The organism is Pyrodictium occultum, from assembly GCF_001462395.1.
Taxonomy (GTDB): Archaea; Thermoproteota; Thermoprotei_A; order Sulfolobales; family Pyrodictiaceae; genus Pyrodictium; species Pyrodictium occultum.
On sequence record NZ_LNTB01000001.1, the window covers coordinates 64,563 to 90,073 of the forward strand.

Annotated in this window: 24 protein-coding genes, 3 tRNA genes, 1 other RNA gene and 1 pseudogene; 19 read left to right on the top strand and 10 right to left on the bottom strand. The window is 59.5% G+C overall.

Going from position 1 to position 25,511, the window contains the following annotated elements:
• Window positions 1-131: 131 nt before the first annotated feature.
• From CF15_RS08700 to CF15_RS08705, 3 genes are all read left to right on the top strand, one after another.
• Window positions 132-488 (top strand): DNA-directed RNA polymerase subunit G, encoded by a 357-nt coding sequence (locus CF15_RS08700; RefSeq protein ID WP_269082823.1) that lies wholly within the window; start codon window positions 132-134, stop codon window positions 486-488.
• Between the two features lie 96 nt (window positions 489-584).
• Window positions 585-1,427, top strand: coding sequence for a hypothetical protein (locus tag CF15_RS00355; protein WP_058370031.1), 843 nt, complete (start codon window positions 585-587; stop codon window positions 1,425-1,427).
• A gap of 73 nt (window positions 1,428-1,500) precedes the next feature.
• Window positions 1,501-1,659, top strand: a tRNA-Tyr gene (locus tag CF15_RS08705).
• Between the two features lie 239 nt (window positions 1,660-1,898).
• Here CF15_RS08705 and CF15_RS00365 read toward each other — a convergent pair.
• Window positions 1,899-3,182, bottom strand: coding sequence for an MBL fold metallo-hydrolase (locus CF15_RS00365; protein WP_058370032.1), 1,284 nt, complete (start codon window positions 3,180-3,182; stop codon window positions 1,899-1,901).
• A 166-nt stretch (window positions 3,183-3,348) separates the two neighbouring features.
• On the opposite strand from CF15_RS00365, the gene CF15_RS00370 reads away from it, so the two are divergent.
• Window positions 3,349-3,735 carry a nascent polypeptide-associated complex protein gene (locus tag CF15_RS00370; RefSeq protein WP_058370033.1) on the top strand — a complete coding sequence of 129 codons (387 nt, stop codon included), beginning with the start codon at window positions 3,349-3,351 and terminating at the stop codon, window positions 3,733-3,735.
• On the opposite strand, the gene CF15_RS00375 is transcribed toward CF15_RS00370, so the two are convergent.
• Window positions 3,698-4,429 carry a helix-turn-helix domain-containing protein gene (locus tag CF15_RS00375; protein WP_236698057.1) on the bottom strand — a complete coding sequence of 244 codons (732 nt, stop codon included), beginning with the start codon at window positions 4,427-4,429 and terminating at the stop codon, window positions 3,698-3,700. The two genes, CF15_RS00370 and CF15_RS00375, sit on opposite strands and share 38 nt — an antisense overlap.
• 76 nt (window positions 4,430-4,505) lie before the next feature.
• On the opposite strand from CF15_RS00375, the gene CF15_RS00380 reads away from it, so the two are divergent.
• Window positions 4,506-4,593, top strand: a tRNA-Ser gene (locus CF15_RS00380).
• Window positions 4,594-4,643: 50 nt separating this feature from the next.
• On the opposite strand, the gene CF15_RS00385 is transcribed toward CF15_RS00380, so the two are convergent.
• The 4 genes from CF15_RS00385 to thsB all read right to left on the bottom strand — a co-directional run bounded on the left by CF15_RS00385 (window position 4,644) and on the right by thsB (window position 8,036).
• Window positions 4,644-4,898, bottom strand: coding sequence for a hypothetical protein (locus CF15_RS00385; RefSeq protein WP_168371181.1), 255 nt, complete (start codon window positions 4,896-4,898; stop codon window positions 4,644-4,646).
• A gap of 82 nt (window positions 4,899-4,980) precedes the next feature.
• Window positions 4,981-5,628 carry a translin family protein gene (locus tag CF15_RS00390; RefSeq protein WP_058370035.1) on the bottom strand — a complete coding sequence of 216 codons (648 nt, stop codon included), beginning with the start codon at window positions 5,626-5,628 and terminating at the stop codon, window positions 4,981-4,983.
• Window positions 5,597-6,199 (bottom strand): adenylate kinase family protein, encoded by a 603-nt coding sequence (locus CF15_RS00395; protein ID WP_236698180.1) that lies wholly within the window; start codon window positions 6,197-6,199, stop codon window positions 5,597-5,599. The genes CF15_RS00390 and CF15_RS00395 overlap by 32 nt, the downstream gene beginning before the upstream one ends.
• Window positions 6,200-6,335: 136 nt before the next feature.
• Window positions 6,336-8,036 (bottom strand): thermosome subunit beta, encoded by a 1,701-nt coding sequence (gene thsB, locus CF15_RS00400; RefSeq protein WP_058370037.1) that lies wholly within the window; start codon window positions 8,034-8,036, stop codon window positions 6,336-6,338.
• A gap of 140 nt (window positions 8,037-8,176) precedes the next feature.
• Here thsB and CF15_RS09345 point away from each other — a divergent pair.
• From CF15_RS09345 to CF15_RS00445, 9 genes and pseudogenes are all read left to right on the top strand, one after another.
• Window positions 8,177-8,356: pseudogene (locus CF15_RS09345) on the top strand (30S ribosomal protein S17e); the annotation flags it as partial.
• 322 nt (window positions 8,357-8,678) lie between these two features.
• Window positions 8,679-9,296, top strand: a complete 618-nt coding sequence (locus tag CF15_RS00410; RefSeq protein ID WP_058370039.1) for a phosphoribosyltransferase — start codon at window positions 8,679-8,681, stop codon at window positions 9,294-9,296.
• 34 nt (window positions 9,297-9,330) lie between these two features.
• Entirely contained in the window at window positions 9,331-9,738 is a 408-nt protein-coding gene (locus tag CF15_RS00415; RefSeq protein ID WP_058370040.1) for a hypothetical protein, read from the top strand.
• A gap of 460 nt (window positions 9,739-10,198) precedes the next feature.
• On the top strand, window positions 10,199-12,040 hold the full coding sequence (locus CF15_RS00420) for a ribosome biogenesis/translation initiation ATPase RLI (protein ID WP_058370041.1): 1,842 nt from the start codon (window positions 10,199-10,201) through the stop codon (window positions 12,038-12,040).
• 187 nt (window positions 12,041-12,227) lie between these two features.
• A complete protein-coding gene (locus CF15_RS00425) occupies window positions 12,228-12,845 on the top strand; it encodes a hypothetical protein (protein WP_058370042.1) in 618 nt (205 codons plus the stop codon).
• An 856-nt stretch (window positions 12,846-13,701) separates the two neighbouring features.
• Complete coding sequence (fbp, locus tag CF15_RS00430) at window positions 13,702-14,880, top strand: fructose-1,6-bisphosphate aldolase/phosphatase (RefSeq protein ID WP_058370043.1); 1,179 nt, start codon at window positions 13,702-13,704, stop codon at window positions 14,878-14,880.
• A 160-nt stretch (window positions 14,881-15,040) separates the two neighbouring features.
• Window positions 15,041-15,823 carry a triose-phosphate isomerase gene (gene tpiA / locus CF15_RS00435; RefSeq protein ID WP_083494574.1) on the top strand — a complete coding sequence of 261 codons (783 nt, stop codon included), beginning with the start codon at window positions 15,041-15,043 and terminating at the stop codon, window positions 15,821-15,823.
• Between the two features lie 85 nt (window positions 15,824-15,908).
• Window positions 15,909-15,986, top strand: a tRNA-Arg gene (locus tag CF15_RS00440).
• A 125-nt stretch (window positions 15,987-16,111) separates the two neighbouring features.
• Complete coding sequence (locus CF15_RS00445; protein WP_236698058.1) at window positions 16,112-17,752, top strand: amino acid permease; 1,641 nt, start codon at window positions 16,112-16,114, stop codon at window positions 17,750-17,752.
• Between the two features lie 220 nt (window positions 17,753-17,972).
• Here CF15_RS00445 and CF15_RS00450 read toward each other — a convergent pair whose 3' ends face one another.
• Window positions 17,973-18,242 carry a hypothetical protein gene (locus tag CF15_RS00450; protein ID WP_058370044.1) on the bottom strand — a complete coding sequence of 90 codons (270 nt, stop codon included), beginning with the start codon at window positions 18,240-18,242 and terminating at the stop codon, window positions 17,973-17,975.
• Between the two features lie 433 nt (window positions 18,243-18,675).
• On the opposite strand from CF15_RS00450, the gene CF15_RS00455 reads away from it, so the two are divergent.
• Complete coding sequence (locus CF15_RS00455) at window positions 18,676-19,497, top strand: nitrilase-related carbon-nitrogen hydrolase (RefSeq protein WP_058370045.1); 822 nt, start codon at window positions 18,676-18,678, stop codon at window positions 19,495-19,497.
• On the opposite strand, the gene CF15_RS00460 is transcribed toward CF15_RS00455, so the two are convergent.
• Complete coding sequence (locus tag CF15_RS00460; RefSeq protein ID WP_058370046.1) at window positions 19,468-19,818, bottom strand: DUF7980 family protein; 351 nt, start codon at window positions 19,816-19,818, stop codon at window positions 19,468-19,470. The genes CF15_RS00455 and CF15_RS00460 overlap by 30 nt on opposite strands.
• A 116-nt stretch (window positions 19,819-19,934) precedes the next feature.
• Here CF15_RS00460 and CF15_RS00465 point away from each other — a divergent pair, with 116 nt between their 5' ends.
• Both CF15_RS00465 and CF15_RS00470 read left to right on the top strand, forming a co-directional pair.
• Window positions 19,935-21,257 (top strand): RsmB/NOP family class I SAM-dependent RNA methyltransferase, encoded by a 1,323-nt coding sequence (locus tag CF15_RS00465; RefSeq protein ID WP_236698059.1) that lies wholly within the window; start codon window positions 19,935-19,937, stop codon window positions 21,255-21,257.
• Window positions 21,258-21,341: 84 nt separating this feature from the next.
• On the top strand, window positions 21,342-21,815 hold the full coding sequence (locus CF15_RS00470; RefSeq protein WP_236698181.1) for a hypothetical protein: 474 nt from the start codon (window positions 21,342-21,344) through the stop codon (window positions 21,813-21,815).
• A gap of 216 nt (window positions 21,816-22,031) precedes the next feature.
• Here the strand turns inward: CF15_RS00470 and ffs are convergent.
• Together ffs and CF15_RS00475 are read right to left on the bottom strand one after the other, a co-directional pair.
• An RNA gene (gene ffs, locus CF15_RS08425) (signal recognition particle sRNA) lies at window positions 22,032-22,343 on the bottom strand.
• Window positions 22,333-22,965 carry a hypothetical protein gene (locus CF15_RS00475; protein WP_058370048.1) on the bottom strand — a complete coding sequence of 211 codons (633 nt, stop codon included), beginning with the start codon at window positions 22,963-22,965 and terminating at the stop codon, window positions 22,333-22,335. Before CF15_RS00475 ends, ffs begins: the two co-directional genes overlap by 11 nt.
• A gap of 111 nt (window positions 22,966-23,076) precedes the next feature.
• On the opposite strand from CF15_RS00475, the gene hemB reads away from it, so the two are divergent.
• Together hemB and CF15_RS00485 are read left to right on the top strand one after the other, a co-directional pair.
• Complete coding sequence (gene hemB, locus CF15_RS00480) at window positions 23,077-24,126, top strand: porphobilinogen synthase (RefSeq protein ID WP_236698061.1); 1,050 nt, start codon at window positions 23,077-23,079, stop codon at window positions 24,124-24,126.
• Between the two features lie 110 nt (window positions 24,127-24,236).
• Window positions 24,237-25,496 (top strand): phosphoadenosine phosphosulfate reductase family protein, encoded by a 1,260-nt coding sequence (locus tag CF15_RS00485; protein ID WP_058370049.1) that lies wholly within the window; start codon window positions 24,237-24,239, stop codon window positions 25,494-25,496.
• Window positions 25,497-25,511: the final 15 nt, after the last annotated feature.

Genomic DNA, 25,511 nt, shown 5'->3' on the forward strand with positions numbered 1-25,511 from the left:
ACTGGTACACAAGGGACGCATGGAGTTTTATAGCTACAGAGGGTGCATCAGCCTTCCAGCCCCCATGGAGGGTGGGGATTTTAGCTCGGCAGGCCAGGGGGCGTCCAGGGTGCAATAGAGAGTTGGGCAACGTGATAGCACAGTTCCGGGGAAGGGTTGAGTCTGTTGAGCGGGAGCTTATCCCGCGAATGTTCTTGGCCCGTATTAAGAGCCTTGACGGCGTCTATGAGGTTGAAATGGATATACATAGAGACCTTGTGGTCTACGAGCCTGGCACGGAGGTGGAGGTAACCGTTTCGAGAGAGCTGCCAGCCTATAAGGATGGAGAGGACCTCGTGGGGAGGGGCACTGTTGTCTCGATGAAGGATGAGGGCGGGCGCAAAGCAGTCCTCATATCACTAGGGGGGCTCCTCTTCATACTTAGGTCCTCAAAGGAATTAGACGTGAAGCCGACTGAGAAGCTCTATGTTAAGGTTTCCAAGCTCTAGAGGAGAAGACCCCTAGGGACATGGAGTATCATTTGTTTCGCTGACCAGTGTAAGAGGGGTTCACAACAAGGCCCAGCCTCCGGGGAATACCCTGCCGTGGATAAGCTGCCAGCGCTTGCAACGGCAGCGGCTATAGCGCTCCTTGCATACGGGGTAGGGATGCCCATAACTGGTATAGCACATATGCTTCCAGGTCTCGCGCACCATCTACACCCCGGGGTCCTTGCAGCGGGCCTGGCGGCCGTGCTGGCCGGCTACTACCTTCGGAGCAGGCGGAAAGCAGCCATATGCGTAGAGCTTATATCCTCAAAGATAGCCCCCAAGAAAAACCTCATCAATGATGCAAGGAATCTCGAGCATCTGATCCGCCGGCTATCCCTTACATCCAGAAGGGTTACGTACAACGTAGAGGGGCCTCCTCCGAGGGCCCTGCTCCTCGTAGAAGGAGCCTCAATAACGCAGCACGAACTCATTGAGATATTGAACTCGTACATGGATAGCATAAAGGCGATTCCATGTACAAGGCCTACGGCGAAAGCTCACACCAACACGGAGTGCTGTGCCACGCAGATTAGAGCAAAGCTGATCGCACCGCTCCTGCGAAAGCTGGCGGGTGCCAGCAAGGGCCCAGTACTCATTATAGATCTGAAGAACCTTCTGGACGAAAACATTCTGGCCAGCCTGCAAGTTGATGGGGCTGGCAAGATTACTGTAGAGAGGCTTGGAAACAAGCTCTATATAAGCGATAAGATAGCTGGCATGCTCTCCGCCTTAGAGAGAGCCGGGCCGAGCACGCTCGTTATAATAGAGCCCCTTGACCTTCCCGCAAATATTCTCTCGAGACTGGCCGAAGACTACAATGTAGAGAAATGCATAGTGATAACCCAGTACAGCGACTACGCGAACAAGCTTGCTCCATGCAGGGGGTTGAAGATCTAAAACACCAATACGAGAAACACTATTAAACCCGGTCTAGCTGTCCGTACCCTACATGGCGGTCCACTGGAGGGATCCCGCCGTAGCTCAGCGGCAGAGCGCCCGGCTGTAGGTGGGGCTCAGGCCCCCCACGCGCCCGACGCCCCCGCAGGGGGCCTGGATGAGGGCGCGCCGGCACGGGGGCCTGGGGGCAGACACCGGGCGGTCCGGGGTTCGAATCCCCGCGGCGGGACCACCGCCCGGGCAACCCATCCCACCCCCTGCTAGCTCCTAGACCACACTCACGCCACATGCCACCGGCGAGAGCCGGTGCAAACCACTGATGCAGCTAGGGTCTTGAACGATTTAAATAGGTAGTAGAAGTCCGGCCTGCAAGCCACGAGCTGCCAGACCCGGAGGGGGTTCAGCCGACAAAACTAGATAGCGGCTGTGCACGCGAGCATGTATAGGGTCCAAGGCTTTGAAGCGGTGAAGCTAGGCATCCACCGCTATATCACTATTATTCTCTCCTATTACGATCTTTTCAGGTATCCCCGTATCCATTACGTGTTTCGCATACTCTTTAGCCACGTCCTCCTCGCTGTGCACTATAACCACCATTCTAGGCTTGGTAGCCTTCACAACCTCCAGCAGCCCCTTGTAGTCAGCATGGCTACTGAAGTCTAGCCATTCAACCCTGGCTCTTACAGGCTCCTCGCTTCCTGGCATAAGTCCCTCCTCCACTATCCTACGGCCATTGGACCCTGGCGCCTGGAAGCTAACTAGGACTACTGCGTTCCTGGGGTTTCCGCCTATACGTTTTAGATAGTAGAGGCTTGGTCCCCCCTTAAGCATGCCTGCCGACGCTATTATTACGCTGGGCTGCCTCCAAGCCCTATTACGATCACGCCAGCCCTTTACTATATTGAACTCCTCGTAGGCCTTGCGGAGGAGATGTAGGTTGTTAATGTACTCGCTATTCTCCAGGAATATCTCTGTCACCTTTCTTATCATACCGTCAACGTACACAGGCACTCCGGGATCGTGCTCGGCGAGGATCATCATCATCTCTTGGCCTCTAGCTATGCTGAACGATGGTATCAGCACGGTACCGCCGCGGTCTACAACCTCCTCTACTATTGAGAGTAGGCGCTTCTCCGCCCTCTCCCTCGGCGGGTGAAGGGAGGCTCCGTAAGTCGCCTCGGTTATTAATACGTCAATTCTCCCTATGGCGTCGAGCTGCGGAGGCTTCATCAGCTTCGTCTCGATAGTGTTTATGTCTCCCGTGAACCCTATCCTGACACCATCTATATCGAGCACAACAAAGGTGCTGCCCGGTATATGGCCCGCCGAGTAGGCTGAAGCCTCGACACCATCTATATCGACACGTTGGCCGTACCTTATGTATTCTGCCGCCTCGAGGAGCGTTTGCACCTCACGGTGCTCATAGGGCGAGTAGTAGCCGTTAAGCTTGAGGAAGTCTTCTAGCATGAGCTTCGCCATCTGGATCGTTGGGCGCGTAGCATAGACCCGTGGATTGCCGGAGATGAAGTACATCGGCGCAGTGCCTATATGGTCTAGGTGGGCGTGGCTGAGTATAATGGCGTCAATGTACTTTGGCGGATAGGTGGCTGCGAATACCGGCCTATCCTCGTCATCAAAGTTGACTCCCGCATCAAGTAGTATGCCTCTCTTATCCCCACTGTTTCTCCTCACGAGTATTGACATTCTGCCGACTTCCTTGCCTCCACCTAGTACTCTGATCACAGGTTTACCCAAGGCTACCCCCTCTACGACATGTGTTCAAGGGCCGGAGGAGGCATAACCTCACACACTCCCACAACGAATTGTGGCACCCCTGAACATGCAACGCAAACTAGCCATTATATACTATAATGGCTCACGCCGCTGACCCGTAGCAGGGTAAGCGGGGTGCGCCCGGCTCTTGCTTAGGTTCAACCCGAATGAGCTTAAGAAGCAGCTCAAGAGGCTTGGACTGAAGAATGTTGACATAGAGACCCTTGAGGCTGAGGAGATTGTTATAAGGAAGCGTGAGGGCAGAGAGCTGGTCCTCATAACCCCCCAGGCCCTAGTGGTTAAGATGCCCGGCGGGGCTCTCATGCTGCAGGCCTTTGCCCAGCAGGTCGAGGAGAGGGAGGCAGGGCTGGAGACCGTGGGAGCAGAAGTTAGCGAGGAGGACGTAAGGCTGGTGGCGGAGCAGACTGGGGTAAGCCTCGAGGAGGCCAGAAAGGCGTTAGAGGAAGCCGAGGGCGACATAGCAGCGGCAATAATGCTTATCGAGGAGAGGAAGCGAGCTGGCGAAGGCCGCTGACGAGCTCGTCGACGCTCTTCGCCAGGCTTAGTATCACTGGGACCCTCTCGCTCTCAGCCATCCAGAGGGCCAGGTAGTCCAGCTTACGCGGCCCATGCAGCACTATGGCTGCCGGCTTAATCGTTGATACTCGTAGAGCTATCATCGGACTCCTGCCCGTGGTGACCCTAGTGAAGACTATCACGCGCTGCGTAGTAGAGCCCAGCAGGTGAAGGAACTCGCTCCCGCTAAGACTCATTATGGCCCTGAGGCTGTCCACAACAGTGTAGCCGTATATACGCTCGTTCAACAGGTATGAGTTTACGGGGAACCCCTTCACGCTAGTAACCACCTTTTCCAGCTCAACGCCGCTCTCAAACTCGCGCATATCTATGACGGCTCCAAGGTAGTTTAGCTGAAGCATTTTAGCCAGGTGGGAGACAACGCTCCATCCACGCTCGCTATCGATCTCCAGCAGCGCCTCAACGAACCTCCGTATAAACTGAGAGCCAGGCGTCCTACGGCCCTTCTCATAGTCGCTTACAACGCTGGGGGTGACGCCCATGTGTCTTGCCACGTCAAGCTGGCTGGCGGCGAATATCTCTCTCCACTTCCTGAGCACGCTGCCAGGACTTTCACTCATGACAATCTCTCCAGCGATATGCCTAGCTATCTTCTCGAGCACCACACGCGGGGGCCAGGAGGGCTCGACCATCTCTCTTATACCACCCCTAATATCTACAGAAAAGGATTTAACCCCTATGCCCTCAGCCTTATAGTTCGAAATGGATGCCGGGGTCGCCTAGCCTGGTAGGGCGCCGGCCTGCTAAGCCGGTGGGGGTCCACCCCGCGCGGGTTCAAATCCCGCCCCCGGCGCCACCGAGCTGCAGAGGGCCCAGACGCCTTCCCGTTCTCCCGCATCATCCCACCTACCTGCACTCCCGGAGGAGCTGCTGGAGCTTATCAACATCTACAACCATGTAGGGCTCCTTGCTCGAAGCATCTATCTTCTCCACTCCCTTCTCCCTGAGCTTCTCCAGGCACTCCCCGCATCTTAGCAGCTCCTCTACAACATCCATGAATCTCATATATCCTGTCTCCTCTGCCTCGTGGCGCCGCCAGAGGCCGTAGAGGGATATTCGAAGCCTCCTCTGGCCAGTAGCCCTAGCCATCGAGAGAGCCATTACCCCCCGGTCGCGTAGATAGCGGCAAAAGGTATCCATAAAAGCCGTGAGCGGGTCCATCCGATAGCTTCTCATCGCCGATCTACCCGCATCCCCTCCTAGCCTTTACGCTGAGGAGCAGAGACTTAGTATCATCTATGAGCCGCCGTGCTACGTCAACCTTATGCCTGACGCCTGGTATGAGCGCATCAGGGTACTCTAGTGCACGCATCTCGTAGTAGAGGGCTTCCATTAGGTCAAGTACTACCTCTGCCTCCTCCAGCCTGTCGGAACGCATAAGGTCTAGTGCAAGGCGGCGGAGCTCCCCTAGGACGTCGCCCAGCCCCTGGAGGTAGGGGACCTCTCCCACTCCAAGGTCGTGGTGGCTGGGTATCTTCCCCTCAACCACTATGCTGTAGAACACTCTGGCCTCGACATACTCTGCTAAGACGTTGTAAACGAAGCCGCTCTCCAGCAGGAAGCTATCGCTCCTGGCAAGCTTCAGGAACTCTTTAACAATCCTATCCATATCCTCAATGTAGCCACGCGCCTCATCGACGAGGCCCCGGTGAAGAGCATTTATAGCCCAGCCGGACATCTTGATAATGTCCCGGCCGGTCTTTATCAGGCTATCCCTAGCCTCCTCCCTCCTGGAGAGCACAGCGTCTATCTCGGATATAATGCCGCGAAACCTCTGAGCCAGCTCGTCTACACGTATCTCAGCCAGCCTCGGCACTCCCGCGCCGCTCATGCAGAGGGGCACCACCCAGGCTAGAGAGCTTTTCAAGCAAAAACCCTAGCTCATCCCCCTCTAGCACGGAGAGCCAGTCTATACAGCAGCGAGACACTCCCCTGCCGATCATATCAACCACAAGTTTTGCAGCGTCATCGGGATCCATCTGGGTCGTATCAATCTCAACCACCGGGACGCCTTTATCCACCAGCCGCCGGGCCTCGGCAGCCACTACCCCCACCAGCTCGGCCTCAACATTCTCGGCAATCTTTGCTGGAGGCCACCCACGCCTCTGCAGCCGCTCCAGGAGCACCAGGGGGTTGCATCTCGTCACTACAACAGCCTCAATGGCATCGAGAATGGTCTCGAAGGGCTCCAGCCAGTGGGTCTCAACAACATAGTCCTGGTAGTAGCGGATCTCCCTTACAAGCCTATCATAGTCTGCTATGAAGCTTCTCCTATCAGCATCATAGCCCGTCCAGAGCCCCTTCTCCAGGACAATCCACGAGAGTGTTGTAAAGCGGCGCAGGAGGAGCCTGGCCACACGCGAGCCCACAAGACTCTTGCCGGTACCGGGCACACCCGCCACAACAATCAAGACGCTACGCTCCCGTGGAGCAGGTGGAGGCTAAGACCCTACTAAGAGACTAATGTAGGCAGGGCGACAGAAAGCCCCTTATAGAGTGGTTCTACTCCTTTAAAAACGAGTTTGGATGAATAGGGGGTTACTCCTCCCCTTCCTCCTTCTTCTCCTTCTCCTTCTCCTCCTTCTCCTCGCGGCGGGCGGCGGCGATTATGTCGTCTATCCTCAGCACCATGGTTGCAGCCTCGGTGCCGGCCTTGATGGCGTTAGCCTTGATGCTTACAGGCTCCACTACGCCAAGCTCCATCATGTTCTCAACGTTGCCGTTGAACACGTTGATACCATACCACTTGCCGTCCGGCTTGGAGTGGGCGGCGCGCAGCTTCATCATGATCTCCACGGGGTCCAGGCCCGCGTTCTCGGCCAGCGCCATCGGCAGGCCCTCAAGGGCGCGGGCGAAGGCCTCTACCGCTAGCTGCTCCTTGCCGCCAATCTTCGGAGCGATCTCGCGCAGATACTTGGACAGCTCTACCTCGACAGCGCCACCGCCCGCGACTATCTTGCCGTCCCTTATAGCGTCGGCTACTGCGTGCATAGCATCCTGTATACTCCTCTCAGCCTCGTCAACCAGCCGCTCGAGACCACCACGTATCACTATAGTCACCGCCTTGGGGTTGGGGCAGCCCTCTATGAACACCATCTTGTCTTCGCCGACCTTCCTCTCCTCAACTAGCTTGGCGAAGCCCAGGTCCTCTGGAGTTAGGTCCTCAATGTTGCTCACTATCTTGGCTCCGGTGGCCTTGGATATCTTCTCTATGTCGCTCCTCTTGACCCTTCTCACGGCCATTATGCCCTTCTTGGCTAGGAAGTGCTGGGCCACCTCGTCGATGCCCTTCTGGGTTATCACCACTATGCCGGCCTTACCAGGCTCCATGCCGTCCCTCTTCATCCTCTCAACGGCAACGTTGTAGATCTTCTCCACCATGTCCTCTAGTATGCGCTCCTCCTCCTCGAGGAACTTCTTCAGGTAGGTCGGGTCGCTGATCCTTATCTCGGCGTCGATCTCCGGCTTCTCCACCTCGAGCGGGGCGTCGAGCAGCACTATGTAGGCGTTCTCAACCCTCTTGGGCATGCCTGGGTGCACAACCTCCTTATCGAGCACAATGCCGTAGACTAGCTGGGTGTCGCGGAGACCGCCACCATGCTTCTTTATTATCTGTATGCTGTCCAGGTCTATGTACCACTTGTCGCCGCGCTTCTCGGTGACCTGCTTGACTGCCTTGACTACAATCTCTGCCAGGTAGTCGCGGGCGCCGTGCACAGCCTTGCTGGTGAGGCTGGTCCTGGCTATCTTCTTGAGTATCTCATCGTTGTTTATGTCTATGGGCTCGGCCAGCTCCTGGAGCTTCTTTATGGCCTCCTCTGCCGCCTTCTTATAGCCGCTGACTATGATTGTGGGGTGCACGTTCTTATCGAGGAGCTCCTCGGCTACGCGGAGTAGCTCACCAGCGAGTATCACGGCAGTCTTGGTGCCGTCACCCACCTCCTCGTCCTGGCCCTTAGCTATCTGTACTACGAGCTTGGCAGTCGGGTGCTGGACATCCATCTTGTCAAGTATGGTGGCGCCGTCGTTGGTTATAGTTATGTCGCCGAGGCTATCGACTAGCATCTTGTCCATGCCCTTGGGGCCGTAGGTGGTGCGCAGAGTCTCGGCAATCGCCCGCACTATCATTATGTTAGCGCGTAGAGCCTCGCGGCCGTAGGTCCTCTGGGTGCCCTCCTTGAGTATGAGCACCGGCACACCGGTGGGCTCCACTGTGACCGCGCGCGCGGGCGCAGACATGGTTCCACCTCTAGCCATCCCTTTGATGCGCTACGTCCGGGTAGGTTGCCTTCAGAGTGCTTCTATATAAACCTTGCTCTCGGGGCTTCCACAAGGTATATCTCCCGCGGAAGAGCCGGGGCCGGTCCCGGGGGCATGTAATGGGTAAAGTAAGGATCGGGGTAGTCAAGCGCACCGCGCGTAAGCTGCTGTCAATGTATCCCGACCTCTTCACAGAGGATTTCGAGCATAACAAGCGCGTGGTATCAAACCTTATAGAGACGCCTTCGAAGAAGCTGAGGAACCAGATAGCAGGCTACGTCACCAGGCTATATAAGATATACAAGAGGACGGGGCAGCTGCAGTACCTTATAGAGCAGCAGCACGCCGAGGAGACCAGGGCAGCGCTGCTAGCCCAGGCGGCGCAGCAGCCGGCAGAGGCGGGGCAGCAGCAACAGCCCCAGCAGGCCGGCGAAGGCCAGCCAGCAGCGGAGAGCTAGACATAAGCCTCTACAACAGCCCCGGGCCCGCACTAGGGAGCCCGGCTCCTTTACCCCCGTCCGCGCAGCACCCTTAGGCCACCCTGAGGCCCAAAAGCCCGGGGGCCTGAGCCCACGAGCCATGGGATGGGAGTGACGCCGGCAACCGGGGGCGCCAGATGCCTTGGCGGGTCAAGGCCATCCAGAGCCTGTCAAGTTTAAGCCTGTAACCTGGCGCGAGGTAGAGGACGGCTGCGCGAGGATAGCCGAGCAGGTGCTAAGTAAGGGGATAAAGGTTGACGTCATCGTGGGAGTCCTTCGGGGCGGATGGATCCCGGCCAGGCTGCTCTCAGACTATCTAGGCACACCCGTGATGGGGGCCCTCGAGATTAAGTTCTACCGGGGGATCGGCGAGACCTCTGAGAGGCCCGTAGTCACCCAGCCCCTTATAGCCGACATAAGGGATAAGGTAGTGCTGGTAGTAGACGATGTAGCCGACACCGGGAAGACCTTCAACATGGCTGTGAGCTTCCTCTCCCACTACGGGCCCCGGAGGATACTCACAGCCGCCCTCTACCTCAAGCCCTGGTCAATGTACCGGCCTGACTTCTACGCCGAGGAGACTGATGCCTGGATAATCTTCCCCTGGGATAAGGCGGAGACCGTCGAGGAGCTTGTAAAGAAGAGGGGGCTAACCCTCGAGGAGGCGGCGAGAATAACGGGTGAAGACCTTGGGTTCCTCAAGAGGGTTTTCAACACGCGCCAGCTGGGTACAGCTGCTGCCGGGAATAGGCAACCTTAAGGTCGAGCTGCTCTGCACCCGGTACCGGGAGGGGTTGGAGGAGGAGCTCAGCCCTGCCGATGGCCGCGAAGCACTGGTATCCCTGGTTGCGGAGAGCCTGGCTCGCCGCTACTGCCCGGAGGAGATAGCCTCCGCCGCGCTCGCGGTGTACGCTGCCAGGGTAAGGGGCTTTGGCATAGCTAGGAACCCCGGGATAGACCTCCTCCTATACCTCGCCGGCCAGCGCAACATAGCGGACGTCCTACATAGCTACAAGCCCCGGCCAGGAGGCCGTGTGCTGATCGTAGCCGTCTACCCCGCAAACCGACTGCCACAGAGCCTTATCCCCGGCGTCCTAGAGCCTCCAAGCTCCTGCACCGCCGGCAGCTGCGACCGGACTAGGGAGACGAGGCTTGCTGTCTTCCCGCTGCGCGAGCGGGTTTACCGGATGCAGGGCGAGTAGGCCCCTTTTGATTCCTCATAGCCTCCGGGGAGGCCTTTAGGATAAGAGTTAAAGAAAAGCGCCAAGAGCGGGGAGCATGGAGCCCGCCAAGCATGGTGAGGCATAATGAAATGGCTCATACTAGACGAGGAAGAGGAGTGGTGGGAAGAGGAAGAGGAAGAAGAGGAATGGTGGGAAGAGGAGGAAGAGGAGGAGGAGTGGGAGGAAGAGGAGTGGTAAGGTAACGAGGGGCGTCGGCATACCTTGCCTTTCTTCACCGCCGTCTCCCCGGGTTTTTAAGGCAAGGGCTCTCAACTAGCAGGCCGAGGAGCGGCTCGGTGCCGTCACCACTCCCCATACCCCCAAGTTGGGCCATTCCTAGAGCCCTATATAGGTACCGTCATCTGCCTCTAGGATGTACGCGCCGCCAGAGCCTTATGAGCCGCTGGGCCTGTGGGCCTTCTCCTCAGGGAGCGCTGGAATGGTGAGGATAGCTGTCATAGATTATGATCTATGCAAGCCCAGCAAGTGCCACCAGGAGTGCATAGCGTTCTGTCCCGTAAACCTGACAGGAGGCAAGGCTATAGAGATGAGCCCAGAGAGGAGGAAGCCCGTCATATATGAGGAGACCTGCATAGGCTGCGGCATATGCGTGAAGAAGTGCCCCTTCAAGGCCATAAGCATAGTGAACCTTCCAGACGAGCTCGAACGCATGCTGGTACACCGTTACGGGGTTAATGGATTCAAGCTCTACGGGGTACCCGTGCCCCGGCAGGGGAGGATACTAGGCATAATAGGTAAGAACGGCACAGGGAAGTCTACCGCCCTCCGCATACTCGCCGGCGAGCTGCGGCCCAACCTGGGTATAGTTGAGGGGGCGCCACCCGACTGGGACGAGATAATCAAGAGGTTCCGTGGCACCGAGATGCAGAACTACTTTAAAATGCTCGCGGACGGCAAGATAAGAGCCGCACACAAGATACAGTACGTGGACCTTGTACCGCGCAGGGTAAAGGGGCGGCTGCGGGACCTGCTAGAGCGGGCCGACGAACGTGGATTATGGAGGGACCTGGCCAGGGATCTTAACCTGGAGCGTCTTCTCGACCGCGACGTGAGGCAGCTCAGCGGCGGCGAGCTACAGCGCTTCCTGGTTGCAGCTGTGCTGAGCAAGGACGCCAACCTCTACCTCTTCGACGAGCCTAGCAGCTACCTCGACATAAGGGAGCGCATACGAGTGGCAAAGGCCATCCGCAGCTATGTGCCCAGGGATAGCTACACCGTAGTGGTGGAGCACGACATAGCTATGCTAGACTACCTGTCAGACCACGTAGCCATAATGTATGGCGAGCCGGGAGTCTACGGCATAGCATCCAAGCCCTACGGTGTGCGCGCCGGTATAAACTACTTCCTCAAAGGCTACCTGCCAGCCGAGAACATGAGGATAAGGAGCGAGCCAATAAGATACACTATAAGCTTCACCCGGCAGGCCAGCGCTGAGGCGAAACGCTACATCGGCTGGAGTAGGCTCCTAGTGCGCCTGAACGGCTTCCGCCTAGAGGCCGAGCCCGGGGATCTCCACGAGGGCGAGGTGCTCGGCGTAGTAGGGCCCAATGGCATAGGCAAAACCACCTTCGTGCGCACACTAGCCGGCGAGCTGGAGCCCGCAGAGGGAAGCGTGGAGAAGCCAGAGGGGCAGCTCAAGGTGAGCTACAAGCCCCAGTATATAAACCCCGAGGTGCTCGGCGAGGAGAAGACTGTAGAGCAGCTACTCAGAGAGGCCAACCCCTCCACACTCTCGCCGGGATCCTGGCTTAACGTAGAGATTGTGAGGAGGCTCGGCATAGACCGGCTACTGGACCGGAAGCTTAGAGAGCTAAGCGGCGGCGAGCTACAGAAGGTTGCCGTAGCCGCCGCGCTGGCGAGAGAAGCGGACATCTACCTACTCGACGAGCCCTCAGCATACCTCGACGTGGAGGAGAGGCTCACCGTAGCCAAGGCTATCAGGAGGCTCACAGAGGCCAGAAGCGCTGCCGCCATCGTTGTTGAACACGATATAGCGGTGCAGGACTACATAGCCAGCAAGATACTAGTGTTCACCGGCACCCCAGGGCGGCATGGAAAGGCTTCAAGACCCCTCCCCCTGCATGAGGGCATGAACCTCTTCCTAAAGGAGCTGGGCATAACGATAAGGAAGGACCCTGAAACCGGGAGGCCTAGGATCAACAAGGAGGGAAGCTTCCTGGACAGGATGCAGAAGAGGCTAGGCAAGTACTACTACTTACCGAGGCCCAGCGAGAAGGAGGAGGGAGAGACGGAGGAGTAGCCCCGGCCGGGGACGGCAGCGCCTTAAGCCTGGCGCGATAGTCCATAGACCCTGACAGGAGAGAAGCACTCTGATACCGGGGGACGGAGCCCTACCACTCCCTGTCAGGACGGCTAGGATCCTCAGAGCCAGAAACGCATCATCTACCACAGGCCCCGGGGGGTCGAACCCGGGGGACACGGTGGCTATGCACAGCCTACAGCGGCGCCAGCGGCGGCTCGAGGCTGTCAACCAGCTACTACTACCCCTACTAAGGGGTGCTAGACGGTACTACACTGCATGGAGGCTGGTCAACCCGCTCCTGACAGGCGTCTCAAGGGTAGACGAGTCCAGCGACTACACGGTCACCGTGGTGACTCTGCAGCTTCCGGCCAGCAGCCCCCTGGTAGTAGCGCTCTACACAAGCACGCAGGAGAGCAGGCCCATCTCCCCGAGCCAGCTGCAACGCCGCATAAGGAGGCTCCGCAGCCGTGTAGCCAGCTTGAGAGGCAAGGTGTTCAACAGGGCCGACCTAGTATACATAATCTACGCTCCACGCGGCTTTACGGTAGGTGCGAGGAGGATGGCCCGGAGAGAAGCAGTGAACCTAGCATCACGCATCGAGGACGCCATAAAGGCCCTTGCCAGGTTTGTGGGTAGAAGGCTTGCGAGGCTCACGGAGAAGCTCCGCGGCAGGAGGATATGGGGCGAAGTACCTCTCCTCCTATACGCGCTCCAGGAGCTCACGGTTTCTCTAGGAGCCGGGGCCAGGCTGGTGAGCAGAGAACTGGCTGTCAAGCTTGCAGAGAGGGGAGGCACCATTTAACCGCGGGGATGGCCCTAAAGACCCCATCCCCCAAGACAGCGCGCCTTTATGTAACTCCGCTATTCCACCCCACTAGGAGCCGGGTAGGGCCCGTGCTGGTTATGAGCTACCTCTGAAGCTTACCCCGACATGATTATGCTTAGGCTGCAGGTCTGGATCCCTCGTCCTCCTCCCTGAAGCGCGTGAAAGATGCGGCGAGCCTCTAGGCTGTCCATCAACGATCATCGCTAATGGATGAAACACTTACTACTATCATAAACTACCATAATTTATAAATTTTTGTATCTAATAAGTGGAGTGGTTGCAGCAAATTTTCTCTTCTCGAGCTACATGGAGCATCATACCCTCATATAGGCCTGGGCTTCTATCCTGTGCGGGTGCATGCAGGGGCTCTCCCGGATCAACCGTAATCCCTATGGTACGGGGTTCATATCGCCTAATATATAGGTAAACTCTCTATAATTGTTACATAAATGCATAACAGGTTAACATGAGATATGCGCCGCTATGATACCTTGCAGGGAGGGGCTAACAGTGCACGTAGCCTGTCAGGCTAAGCAAGAGGCCTGCATGCCAGCGCCAATCGCCTGTCCAGGCAGCAAAACCTCTTTAAATTCCATCAAGCAGTATGTAATAATAAGAATTTTCTTCATACTAAGGTTTTATGAGGCTACCCAGGATAGAGTCCTTCCCAGCAAGGGTATTACCAGGTACTCTTCTTCGAGGCTTCTTCCTTCCTCTTAATTGGAATTGACAATTGACTCTTAGCACCCCACCCCTTGCTCATGGAATTTTGCTTGGCTAGAAGAGGCTTTATACAACCGCATTTATGGTGGCTAGAGTGGTGAAGTCCACAATGTCCGACGAGAGGCGTGTAACGATAAGCGTGATAAAGGCTGATATAGGGAGTATAGCCGGCCACCACAAGGTTCACCCTGACACCATGGCTGCAGCGGCACGTGTCCTCGCCGAGGCTAAGAGAAAGGGCACCATCATAGACTACTATGTAACCCACGTTGGTGACGACCTCCAGCTCATAATGACACACCGTAAGGGTGTTGACAGCTCTGATATACATGGCCTCGCCTGGGAGGCCTTCAAGAAGGCGGCTGAGGTGGCTAAGGAGCTAGGCCTCTATGCTGCCGGGCAGGATCTGCTCAGCGACGCATTCTCCGGCAATGTGCGGGGTCTGGGCCCCGGCGTAGCCGAGATGGAGATAGTGGAGAGGCGCAGCGAGCCAATAGTAGTGTTCATGGCTGACAAGACCGAGCCTGGCGCTTTCAACCTGCCGCTCTTCAAGATATTTGCGGATCCCTTCAACACTGCCGGTCTTGTGATAGACCCGAGGATGCATGATGGCTTCAAGTTTGAGGTGCTCGACCTCTATGAGGGCAAGTACGTTGTGCTAAACTCGCCCGAGGAGATGTATGACCTGCTGGCTCTCATAGGTACACCCAGCCGCTATGTGATAAAGAGGGTGTATAGGAAGAGCGACGATGAGATAGCAGCTGTTGTGAGCAGCGAGAGGCTCAACTTGATAGCAGGCCGCTACGTGGGCAAGGATGATCCAGTAGCTATCGTGCGTGCCCAGAGCGGGTTCCCGGCGCTCGGCGAGATACTCGAGCCCTTCAGCTTCCCCCACCTCGTGGCTGGCTGGATGAGGGGCAGCCACTGGGGCCCGCTGATGCCTGTCGGCCTGCGCGACGCTAAGTGCACCAGATTCGACGGCCCTCCAAGGATAATAGGGCTGGGCTTCAACATAACCAAGGGTAGGCTGATAGGCCCGGTAGATCTATTCGACGATCCGGCGTTTGACGAGACCAGGAGGCTCGCGCAGCAGATAGCCGATTACATGAGGCGCCATGGCCCATTCATGCCCCACAGGCTGGGCCCAGAGGAGATGGAGTACACCACGCTACCCCAGGTGCTCGAGAAGCTCAAGAACAGGTTCACCGACGCCGAGTACTACACCAAGTACGTCCACGTGAAGCTGCGCGGTGTAGTCAAGGAGGCGGAGTCGGAGGCCCACGACTAGCGCTCCTCCCCGGGTTTTTGAGCCAATAGCCTAAAAGTTACGTCCCCACTGCACTGAGTCTAGTCCTTCAGCTGGCTCGTCCACCGCGCCTACCCGGGGCGCTAAGCCCTAAATCCTTGAGGCTGTGGCGCCGGCTCTCCTGGCCTGGGGGCGTAGCATTATGGGTACGGTGCTTCTCTCCTCGCTACATGCGCAGTACACGTCGCACAGGAAGGAGGAGACCAGCGGCGCCCCGGAGCCCCGGGGGCTGCCGGTGCTGGCTGTGAACTACAAGGCTTATCCAACAGCCTTCGGCAGTGCCGGGCTAGCCATAGCGCTCTCGGCCGAGAAGCTCGCGGAGCAGTACGATGGTATAGTGCGCTTCATACTGGCGGTGCCAGCTACCGAGATAGCTAGGATAAGCGAGGCTCTGGACAAGGTTGTTGTATACGCGCAGCACGTGGATCCAGTAGAGCCTGGCGCCTACACGGGCTTTATCCCGCTAGAGGCGGTCAAGGAGGCTGGAGCAAAGGGCACGCTGCTCAACCATAGCGAGCGCCGCCTACGCCTCAGCGACATAGACCTCCTGGTTAGGCGTGCTACAAGCCTCGGGCTGGAGACGCTTGTCTGCGCGGACACCCCCGCTGCCGCTGCTGCTGCGGCTGTGTTCGCTCCTACGATGGTGGCTGTGGAGCCGCCGGAGCTTATAGGTACGGGCTTACCTGTCTCCAAGGCTAAGCCGGAAGTGATAACATCCAGTATAAGAATGGTTAGGATGATCAACCCTGAGGTGCCGGTGCTTGCCGGTGCAGGGATAACCAGCGGCGAGGACGCGGCCAGGGCGCTGGAGCTTGGGGCAGCCGGCGTGCTAGTGGCCTCAGCGGTTATGAAGGCCAAGGACCCGGAGGCTAAGATGCTGGAGCTGGCCGAAGCCTTGGCAAAGGCTGCTGAGAAGCAGGGATAGAGTCCGCCGGCCCGGGGGGCGGAAGGGGTATAGAGCCCCCCGGCGGTGGAGACTCCGGAAGCCACGGGGCCACCCCGGGCTGGCTGGGCCCGTAGCTCAGCCAGGATAGAGCGCCGGCCTCCGGAGCCGGAGGTCCCGGGTTCAAATCCCGGCGGGCCCGCCACACGCCCCTGCTGGTCCACGCCACTCCTAGAGGGCTCCCGGCCGCCCCGGCATAGACGTGGCATGTGGGTCCAAGCAGCTCTGATATCTCCATCCACCCGGGCTGCTAGAGAGGGCTTCCTGGCCTTGTCCGGCAGGATTGCTGAAGGGGGCACACTGGGGTTTAGAGAGGCCTTCAGCATCGGAGTTGGGGGCATGATTGGTGGCGGTATATTCGCCGTCCTGGGCCTCAGCCTGCAGCTGGCGGGGGCCGGGGCCCCGGTGGCGTTCCTCCTCGCCGGGCTCGTTGCGCTTGCTACGGCCTACTCTTACGCAAGGCTCACCATGAGGTACCCGAGCCGCGGCGGCACGGTGGAGTTCCTCGTCCGGGGCTATGGCCCCGGGCTGGTGGCCGGCGGGCTCAACATCCTCCTCATAGTGAGCTACACGGTTATGATATCGCTTTACGCCTACGCTTTCGGGAGCTACGCTGCCAGCCTGGCCGGCGGCGGCCGACTGCTCTCCCACCTCCTGGCTAGCCTGGTTATAGTCGTATTCACCCTCGTCAATGCGCTCGGCGGGCTAGTGTCAAGCAGGGTTGAGGATGCGCTCGTGTTCTTTAAGCTGGCCGTCCTCCTCCTGGTCGCCCTGCCGGGGCTGTTGATGGTTGAGTGGAGCAGGTTCTCCCCCTCCAGGTGGCCGCAGCTATCAAGCATAGTTGTAGGAGGGATGATCATATTCCTAGCCTATGAGGGGTTTGAGCTAATAGCCAATGCGGCGGGCGAGGCCTCCTCCCTGGAGGACTTGTCAAAAGCCTACTACGCCTCGGTGGCCACTGTGACAGCTGTCTACATCGCTATAGCCCTCGTGTCCGCCGGCATACTCTCGCCCTCTGAGGTCGTGAGGGCCCGCGACTACGCGCTCGCGGAGGTGGCCTCCAGGGAGATGGGTTCGGCGGGCTTCTATACCGTTGTTGCGGCCGCCCTGGCCTCGACGGCCTCAGCGATAAACGCTACCCTATATGGTACAGCGGGGATAAGCTACGTGGTGGCTAGGTATGGGCAGTTGCCGCGCGTAATGGCCAAGAGCGTCTGGAGGCACGCCCCCGAGGGCTTGTTAATAATAGCGTTGGCCTCCCTCGTGCTCGTGAACACTGAGGGACTAGAGGCCATAGCTTTCGCGGGCAGCGCTGGCTTCCTCCTCATATTCGCCATGGTGGACCTCGCCGCCTACAGGTTGCGTAGAGAGGCCAAGGCTAACCCCCTTCTAGCCCTCACGGGCTTCCTCTCATCGCTGGCTGTCCTGGCGCTCCTGGTGGGCTACACTGCTGCCCGCGAGCCGGGCCAGGCGGCGCTCTTTCTGCTCCTCCTGGCGGGCTCGTTCGCCGCGGAGTGGCTCTACCGGGCCGCTACTGGCCGGAGGATAGCCGGCTACATAGACTATCGGCTCGTTGAGAGGGAGAGGCTGAAGATGGGGTGGAGGCAGTGGATCCCACGGGTAGTGGCGGTGCTCAACCGCGTACTCAGGGACTTCGAGCTCTATCTCGTGGGCGGCATAGCCCGTGGGGAGCTAGAGCAGTCGCACGACGTGGACCTCCTTGTAGCCACGAGCGAGAAGATGTCATCCAGGAAGCTCGAGGCCAGGGTTAGGAGGGAGGCGGGGCTCCAGTTGCACCCCCTCCATATACACGTCTCCTCGCCCCAGGAGAAGGAGAAGTGGCTCCGCCGCAGCGGCCGCTACCTAAAGCTTACAGAGAAGAAGCCGGCTGAGCAGAGGAGGACCAGCTAGCGGTAGCGGAGCGCCACCGGCTCCACCCGGATACTCGGCGGCGGTTACAAGCCTCATTCCTGCCTCTCCGTCTCCCTCCAAACCTCCATAGTCCTCTCCCGGGACCTCGGCTCCCTAGCCAGTGGTGATCATATGTAGCGAGATCCAGCCTAGAGGCCCCTGATTATCCTTACAGCGTTCTCCACGGCTCTCCTAAGCTTCGCCCGGTTGAGCATGTAGCCTAGCAGGTACATCGGAGGCCCATCAACTCCACCCAGTGGAATAGAGGCCCCGTAAACCTGAGCTTCACGCCCTGGTGCTCGAAGACTCTACCATCGGCGAAGAGAACCCTGGTTCCGCCAGCGTCAAGCTCTGGTATTCTCCTCGGCCTCCTCCACTCCCCGGCTCTCCGCATGAACCACGTCCTGTCCTTCTCCAGTAGCTCCCTCCTCCTAGACGGGTAGTCTCCAATAATCCCTGCTCTAGCCTCTCGCAGCTCGGCTCGAAGCACGACAATAGAACGCTCTCATACCCGTGAGGCGGTACTATTATACGCGCGGTGGATGCACCGGCTGTCTCTGAGAAGAAGCTGACAGGGATGGAAGCGCCTACAGTGCTAGCTGAGAGGGTACAAGGTTATGACGTGTGACGCCTCCTTAAACCACCTTATCCACCATAGAGCGGATGGTTCCGATGCCGCTGCCCCGATGCCTCACATGCCTGGGAAGTAGTGCTCCAGCGACGTTGAAGCCAAGGCCATTATGGCTACTATATCGAGAGCCCTGTCTCCCGATATCCTCAAGGAGGTTGAGGACAGCTCAAGGACTACAATATCTGGCCTCTTCGCTGCCCCATTTCCGGTACACGTATAGGGGCCAGAGCAGGCCCCAGTGCGATCGCGATCACCTCTCCGGCGTTCCCGTCTCGCGTGCGGGTTTGACAGCATGCCTAGGGTTGGGCTGCTCCAGTACCAGCCGGGCCGCGAGCCCCGCGAGAGTGGTGAGCGTGTCCTAGAGATACTGTCACGTTCGAGGGTGGAGGCCGGGCTGATACTGCTGCCAGAGTACGCTAACGTCTACCCCGCCGGCCTCTCCCGTGATGGGCTGAGGGAAAGGGCCGAAGGCCTGGGGGACAGTGTCTTCCTGGAAGCCCTGGGCAGGGCCTCGACAGAATATGGTGCATATATTGTATCAGGTTTTCTGGAGAGGGGCGGGGACTGTCTATACAGCTCTGTGGTGTCTGTGAAGCCTAGTGGCGGGGTCGAGCTTCTCTACCGGAAGACTCTGCTCTTCGACGCGCTGGGCTACAGGGAGTCGAGCCTGCTCTGCCGGGGAGGAGAGCCGCCGAGAATCGTTAATGCTGCAGGGCTCCGTGTGGGCGCTCTCATCTGCTTCGAACTCCGCTTCCCCGAGGTGGCTCGCAGCCTGGCCCTGCGCGGCGCCGAGCTGGTGGCGGTGCCTACTGCATGGTACCGTGGCCCGGGTAAGGAGGAGCAGCTCCGCTTCCTCGCCCAGGCTAGGGCCTCGGAGAACACCGTCTACCTTGCTGTGGCCTCGGCTCTGGGGCCCGACTTCACCGGCCGTAGCATGGTTGTTGATCCACTGGGCTTCGTGGTTGTAGACGCGGGTGCCCGCGAAGGCTATGTGGAGGCTGAGGTCGACAGGGGCTATCTAGAGGAGGTACGCAGGCTCCTGCCCCTGCTCAGGCTCCAGCCCCTCGCGGCAAGGCTCATGGGGCTAGAGGAGGCCGAGCCAGGAGAGGACTAGTGTTGCTATCACAGTATACACTGCGCCCACTACAGCGATCTTGAGCAGCTGACGCCATGTAGGCTTCCTAGCCGCCGCACCGCCAACACCCAGGGCGAGCAGGTAGAGGCCGAGCACGTTGGACGCTGTGTAGCCTATGTAGAAGCCCAGAGGCTTGGCTAGTCCAAACAGCCTCTCGAGAACCCATGCAACAGCCAGCGCTATGGGCACGTTTACGAACGCGTCGTTCCACCAGGAGAGCGGGCTGAGAATGTAGCCTACGACGCCCACCAGGGCCCATAGGATCCTCTTCCTAGCGCCGGCCATCTCCGGGGCAGGCATAGCTCCCCGCCCTCGATATTCTCTACTACACCTACACTGAATTGATGTACACTAGATCACATTGTATTGTAACCCAAATATGGCTCTTATGCTTGCCTGGGAGCCGCCCAGAATCCATGGGGTTGAAGAGGCGGCTGCCGGCGATTGGAGGACACGGTGTAGACGCCATGGTACTTCCGGAGGAGGTCGCCGCTAGAGTGCTAGCCGAGACGGTGAGGAGCCGCACCTCGCTGCGCGACACAGCGACCAGGTTCTTCAGCCGCCACCCCGAGCTGGACTATATGAAGCCTGTCGTGAGGGTACTAACGCTGGGCGTTGCCCGTAACTACATCCTGCTTGACAGGGTCCTCACCAGCCTCGGTTATGGCCCAGCAAGCCATTCTACGAGGTGGATGCTTGCCCGCACGCTTGCCTACGAGGCGATAAGCGGTAAGCTGAAGCCGAGCCGCGCCCGTAGGCTGGCACCCCGCGCAGGCCTCGACCCGGAGAAGATCCTTGAGCTGCGCGGCGCGGATCCAGGGGAGTTCGTCCGGGGGCTTAGCGGGGTTGAGAGGCTTAGCGTCCTCTACAGCTTTCCGCGCTGGATGATAGAGGAGCTTATGGAGGCCGAGATACCCGAGCTGCCCAAGCTGCTTGCGGCCCTCAACCGGGACCCCGTGCGTTGGATACGCGTGAAGCCCGGCGTGGACATGGAGCGGCTGAGGGAGAGGCTCGGCCGCCAGGGGGTGGTTATTGAGCCGGATAGGGACCTCCCCGACGTTGCCAGGATAGTATCCGGCGACTCCATGGCCGCCAGGACCGAGGAGTACCAGAAGGGCCTCTACGTTATTCAGGACAAGGCCTCAGCCCTGGTCTCCTGGGTGGCCTCGCCCAGCGGGAAGGTGGCCGTAGACCCTACAGCAGGTGCGGCGGTGAAAGCGAGCCACATGGCCTGGCTGGGCGCCCGCTACGTCGTTGCAGGCGATGTTAAACCCTCCAGGCTGGTCGAGGCTAAACGGACCCGGGCCCGCCTCTCCATCGGGCACCTGGTAGACCTCGTAGCTGGAGACGCCCGCAGCCCCTACCTAAGGAGATTCGACACCGCAATCGTGGACCCGCCGTGTACCGATATAGGGAGGCTCCAGTACGAGCCCGAGGTTAAGCTCTGGCTTGGCCGCGGCGACCTACACTACTTCCGCAGGCTCCAGCTCCGCATAGTCTCGGCGGTGGCGGAGGCAGCTCCTCCACGCAGCACCATAGTCTACAGCGTCTGCACGCTGACCAGAAGCGAGACTATATGGGTTGTGAGGAGGCTCCTTGAGCGCCATCAGGAGCTAGAGCTTGTGGAGCCGGAGCCGGTGCTAGGGGAGAGGCCCCGCCGGCTGCCCAGGAGCCAGCGCCTACTCCCCCACTTGCACGGCACGCAGGGCTTCTTCATAGCCAAGCTGGTCAAGCTCTAGCGGCAAATCCATGTATAGCCCTCCGCCCTCTCCAGCCGCAGCCCCGGGGGACACGGGCAGCGGGAGGGAGACTCCATCTTGTCTATGCAGGTTACAGTGAAGTATGACGACGTATATAAAGCGCTCGAGCCTCTGAGAGGCATAAAGCTCCGTGGAAGCATTCAAGGGCCTCCCCTTTCGAGGCTCCCGCTCCGCGAGATAGTGGAGAAGGGACTAGGCCACGCGGTAGTGGGCGTTGAGGAGTACAGGGGCTCAAGGATAGTCGGGGTAAGGATAACAGACAAGCTCTACCTGGCCTGCCACTTCGGCACCGAGCAGCCCGACGACTTCTGCGTAGCCCTTGAGGCAGAGGACGCCTGGAAGAGGATAACCGATGCAGCCGACAAGCTCTCAAGGCTGATGAAGGAGTCTTATACGCTCACCCTGTCCGCCATAATCCATGCTCTGCAGGGCATACTCTCGGCCGAGGAGGAGGAAGTAGAGGAGATAAGCGACCCCGACCAGGTTATAGAGGAGCTGCTTACATGGCTGCCAGAATACATCGCTGTGACGGAGTAGGTTCTCCTCTCCAAGCGTTTTGTGCCCCAGGGCTACGGGGCCTGGAACGGATACCCGGGGTCATCCCCCTTCTGCGCCGTTACGCGGCGCAGTCACCCCGGGCGATACCCGGGCCATGACCAATTACCGCTCCCGGCCCTCCTAATTAAATCGTAGCCTGGCGCCTAGGCTGTGAACCGGCCAGGAGGAGCAGATGGCAGGGGGTTGCCGAGGGCCCGCGCGGCCCCCGCACGCCAGCCGTAGGGGCCCAGGGCAGGGGGCCCGGCCGTTGCCTCACCCCGTGGCCCCGCGAACGCCGGGCGTCCGGGGTTAGGTTGCTCCCTTCCGGGCCTGGCCTGGTTCCCCCGGTAAGGGCGGTAGCCTCCCTCCCTCCGGAGGGGGCTCCGCCGCCGCCGGCCCCGCGGGACGGGGGTCATGGGTCGGCCGGGTCTGCCCTGGACCACTACGGCCGACGTGCGGGTTACTGGCCCCCGCATTACGCCCATTTCGGGGCTCGGGGGAGGGCGAGCCCCCGGCCCTACCCGCGCGGAGCCCTCCTCGGCCCCCCGGGATTTTCCCCTAGGCCCGCTCTTATATCGCTTGTAATCCATGCGAGTAGGTGCCACCAGCCATAGTCGATGAAGGGGCCTAGGCAGGGCCCCTTGGTGAGCATGCATGCAGCTCTCACAAGCCTGCCCGCGAGCAGCGCTACCGGGGCCACGGGCTCCCGGGTTTCCGGCCTCTCCGGCGGCTCAAGGCTATCGAGTATCCTCGCCTCCGCCCGGAGCCCCCTAGCCTGGAGGAGCCTGGCAATCAGTTCCAGGTCTTCGGACTGCCCCCTCACTAGCCGGCGGGCCTTCAACGCCACAAGCATTACACGGTCCAGGCCGCGCCTCTCAAGCTCCTCGGCCACGGCGGCGGCGGTGACCGAGGGCGGTATGTGGGCCGCGTTAACCCCCTTCTCTCGGAGGCTGAGCCAGTGCCCACCCCGGGTGAACATGAGCAGGTAGACACGTCTACACCTACTACACCTCTTGAACTCCCTGAGCGGGATGGCCTCCAGCTCTACCCCTGCCAGCTCTCTTATACGTGCAGCCAGCTCCTGCACCCTCCGGTGCTCCGAGGGATCCCCGGGCTCGTGGTAGACTATGAGGAACTCTGGCTCCCCCATAGCGTCCAGACCCAGTAACCGGTAACTCCTCTTGCTGAGCCCTGGCGCTATGTAATAGATTAGCGCTGTGGCAGCACCTATAATCCCTGGTGGTGCGCCTATACCTCGTGGATGCCCAGGCTGCCCCTAGCAATGGTGTCTGCCATGCCCAGGTTCCCCGAGCTGCGTCCCCGTAGGCTAAGGCTGACCAAGGCGATAAGGGACCTCGTGGCAGAGACGGCGCTCACGGTGAACGACCTCATATACCCCGTATTCGTCCGTGAGGGCATCAACGAGCCCGAGCCCATAGCGGCAATGCCCGGCCAGTACCGCTACCCTGTCGAGAAGGTAACGGATATAGTGTCGAGCGCTCTAGAGCTCGGCGTCAAGGCCTTCATCCTCTTCGGGGTGGTCCCGGACGAGAAGAAGGACCATACGGGCAGCTACGCTTACGACCCCCGGGGCCCGGTGCCTAGAGCCATTAAGGCTATACGCCGCGACTTCGGCGAGGAGCCCCTGATCTTCACCGATGTATGCATATGCGGGTATACGAGCCACGGGCACTGCGGGATACCCGTTGAAAAGAGAGGCAGGAAGCTGATAGACAACGACTCGACGCTCGAGGTCATATCCAGGATGGCTGTCACCCACGCGGAGGCCGGCGCGGACTTCGTAGCGCCCTCGGGAATGATGGATGGGATGGTTAAGGCTATACGAGAGGCCCTCGACCGGGAGGGGTTCAGCGAGGTAGGCATAATGAGCTACGCGGTGAAGTATGCTAGCGGCTTCTATGGCCCCTTCCGAGAGGCTGCCGGCTCCGCCCCCAGGTTCGGGGACCGGAGGAGCTACCAGATGGACCCCCGCAACGCTATGGAGGCTATAAAGGAGTCTATGCTCGATGTTGAGGAGGGCGCCGACATACTGATGGTCAAGCCTGCCCTGGCCTACCTTGACGTGATAAGGCTGGTCAAGGAGAGTTTTCCCCACTACCCGCTGGCAGCCTATAACGTGAGTGGCGAGTACTCGATGGTGAAGGCTGCGGCCGAGAAGGGCTGGGTCGACGAGAAGCTGGTCACCTTCGAGATACTCACGGCGATCAAGAGGGCCGGTGCGGACCTAATACTAACCTACCATGCGCTCGACGTGGCGAGATGGCTCCGCGAGGGCTACAACCCGTTCTAATTTCTAAATCCATTATTTCCTCCCCTGCCCGCCGGGCCAGCGCAGCCTCGAGGGCTCAAGCCAGACTTTATAGAGGGATTAGCGCTGTGCCAAGAAGCTAGGGGCTCTCAATGGAGAGGTATCCGGCGCTGAGCAGTAGCGGCGAGGTAACAGGGTACGCTGTTTCATCGGTGGAGTTCAGTGTACTGTATAGGCCGGATGGTAGCCTGCGCGGCCGCTACCTCTGGCTGGATGCCGAGGAGGCTGTGAGGATAGACAGCTTCCTATCGGGAGGCGTGCTTGGGGCTGGCGGCGTCCAGGTGGAGTACGCGAGGCTGGTCGAGGACATACCGTGGCCCCTCGTCTACGTGGCCTGGGACCTGGATGAGTACGTTGACTGGGTCTACAGGGAGTACGGGGAGAAGCTCGAAGGCAAGACCGTGATGGTGAACTTCAGCGGGGGCAAGGACAGCACTGCAGCGCTGGCGGTGTTGGCGCGGCTGCAGGAGCGTGTCCGCGGCCTCCACGTCTACGCGGTCTACAGCCACGTCTCCTACCTGGAGCCGCCCAGGAACATAGACTTCGCAGTCAAGGCTGCGGAGAGGCTCGGCGTGGAGATAGAGGTTGTGGAGGCTGATAGGGAGCTTATGAGGAGGAGGCTGCTGGAGGAGGGGCTCCCCTACCGTGGGAAGCGCTGGTGCACCTACATGAAGCTACGGCCTATAAAGAGGCTGAGGAAGGCTAGGAGGCCCGACGCTATAGCCGACGGGGACCGGATGACAGAGGCGTTCAAGAGGTTTAACAGGCTGTACCGGATGTCCCCCAGGAGGCCCAGGCTCTATGATGGAGGCAGGATAAGACCGATATACATATGGACTCTCCTGGACGTTGCGAAGATCGTGCGGGACCTCGGCCTAGTGCACCCGGACTACCTCCAGGGGCTGCCCCGCGTTGCATGCCTAATGTGCCCCTACAAGGCGCTCCACGAGTTTAGCGAGGATGAGATGGACCTACTCGAGGATCCGGGCCTCATAGAGGAGGCGATTAAGACTAGCTACCGGCGCTACTACAGTGATACCGGGATCCCCTGGGAGGAGTTCCGCCGTCAACACCTCTGGAGGCATCACCCCGCTGTAGCGGTGAAGCTCTACCGAGTGAAGAAGACGGTTGAAGGCATGGATCTGGAGGAGATAAGGCGCAGCAGGCTGGAGGCAGCGTATCGCAGCCTCTGGGTCAACCCGCTGCCCAGGGCAAAGAGGGTGACGCCCGAGGAGGCGGTGGAGCTGATAGGCGAGGTCGTGGGCGGGGCCTACGAGGAGGCGGTGTCTAGGGCAGCTGAGGCCTCTAGGCTAGTTGAGGCCGAGCGGCTATCCGGGGGCCAGGGCTCCTGATATCCTCCGCAGGGA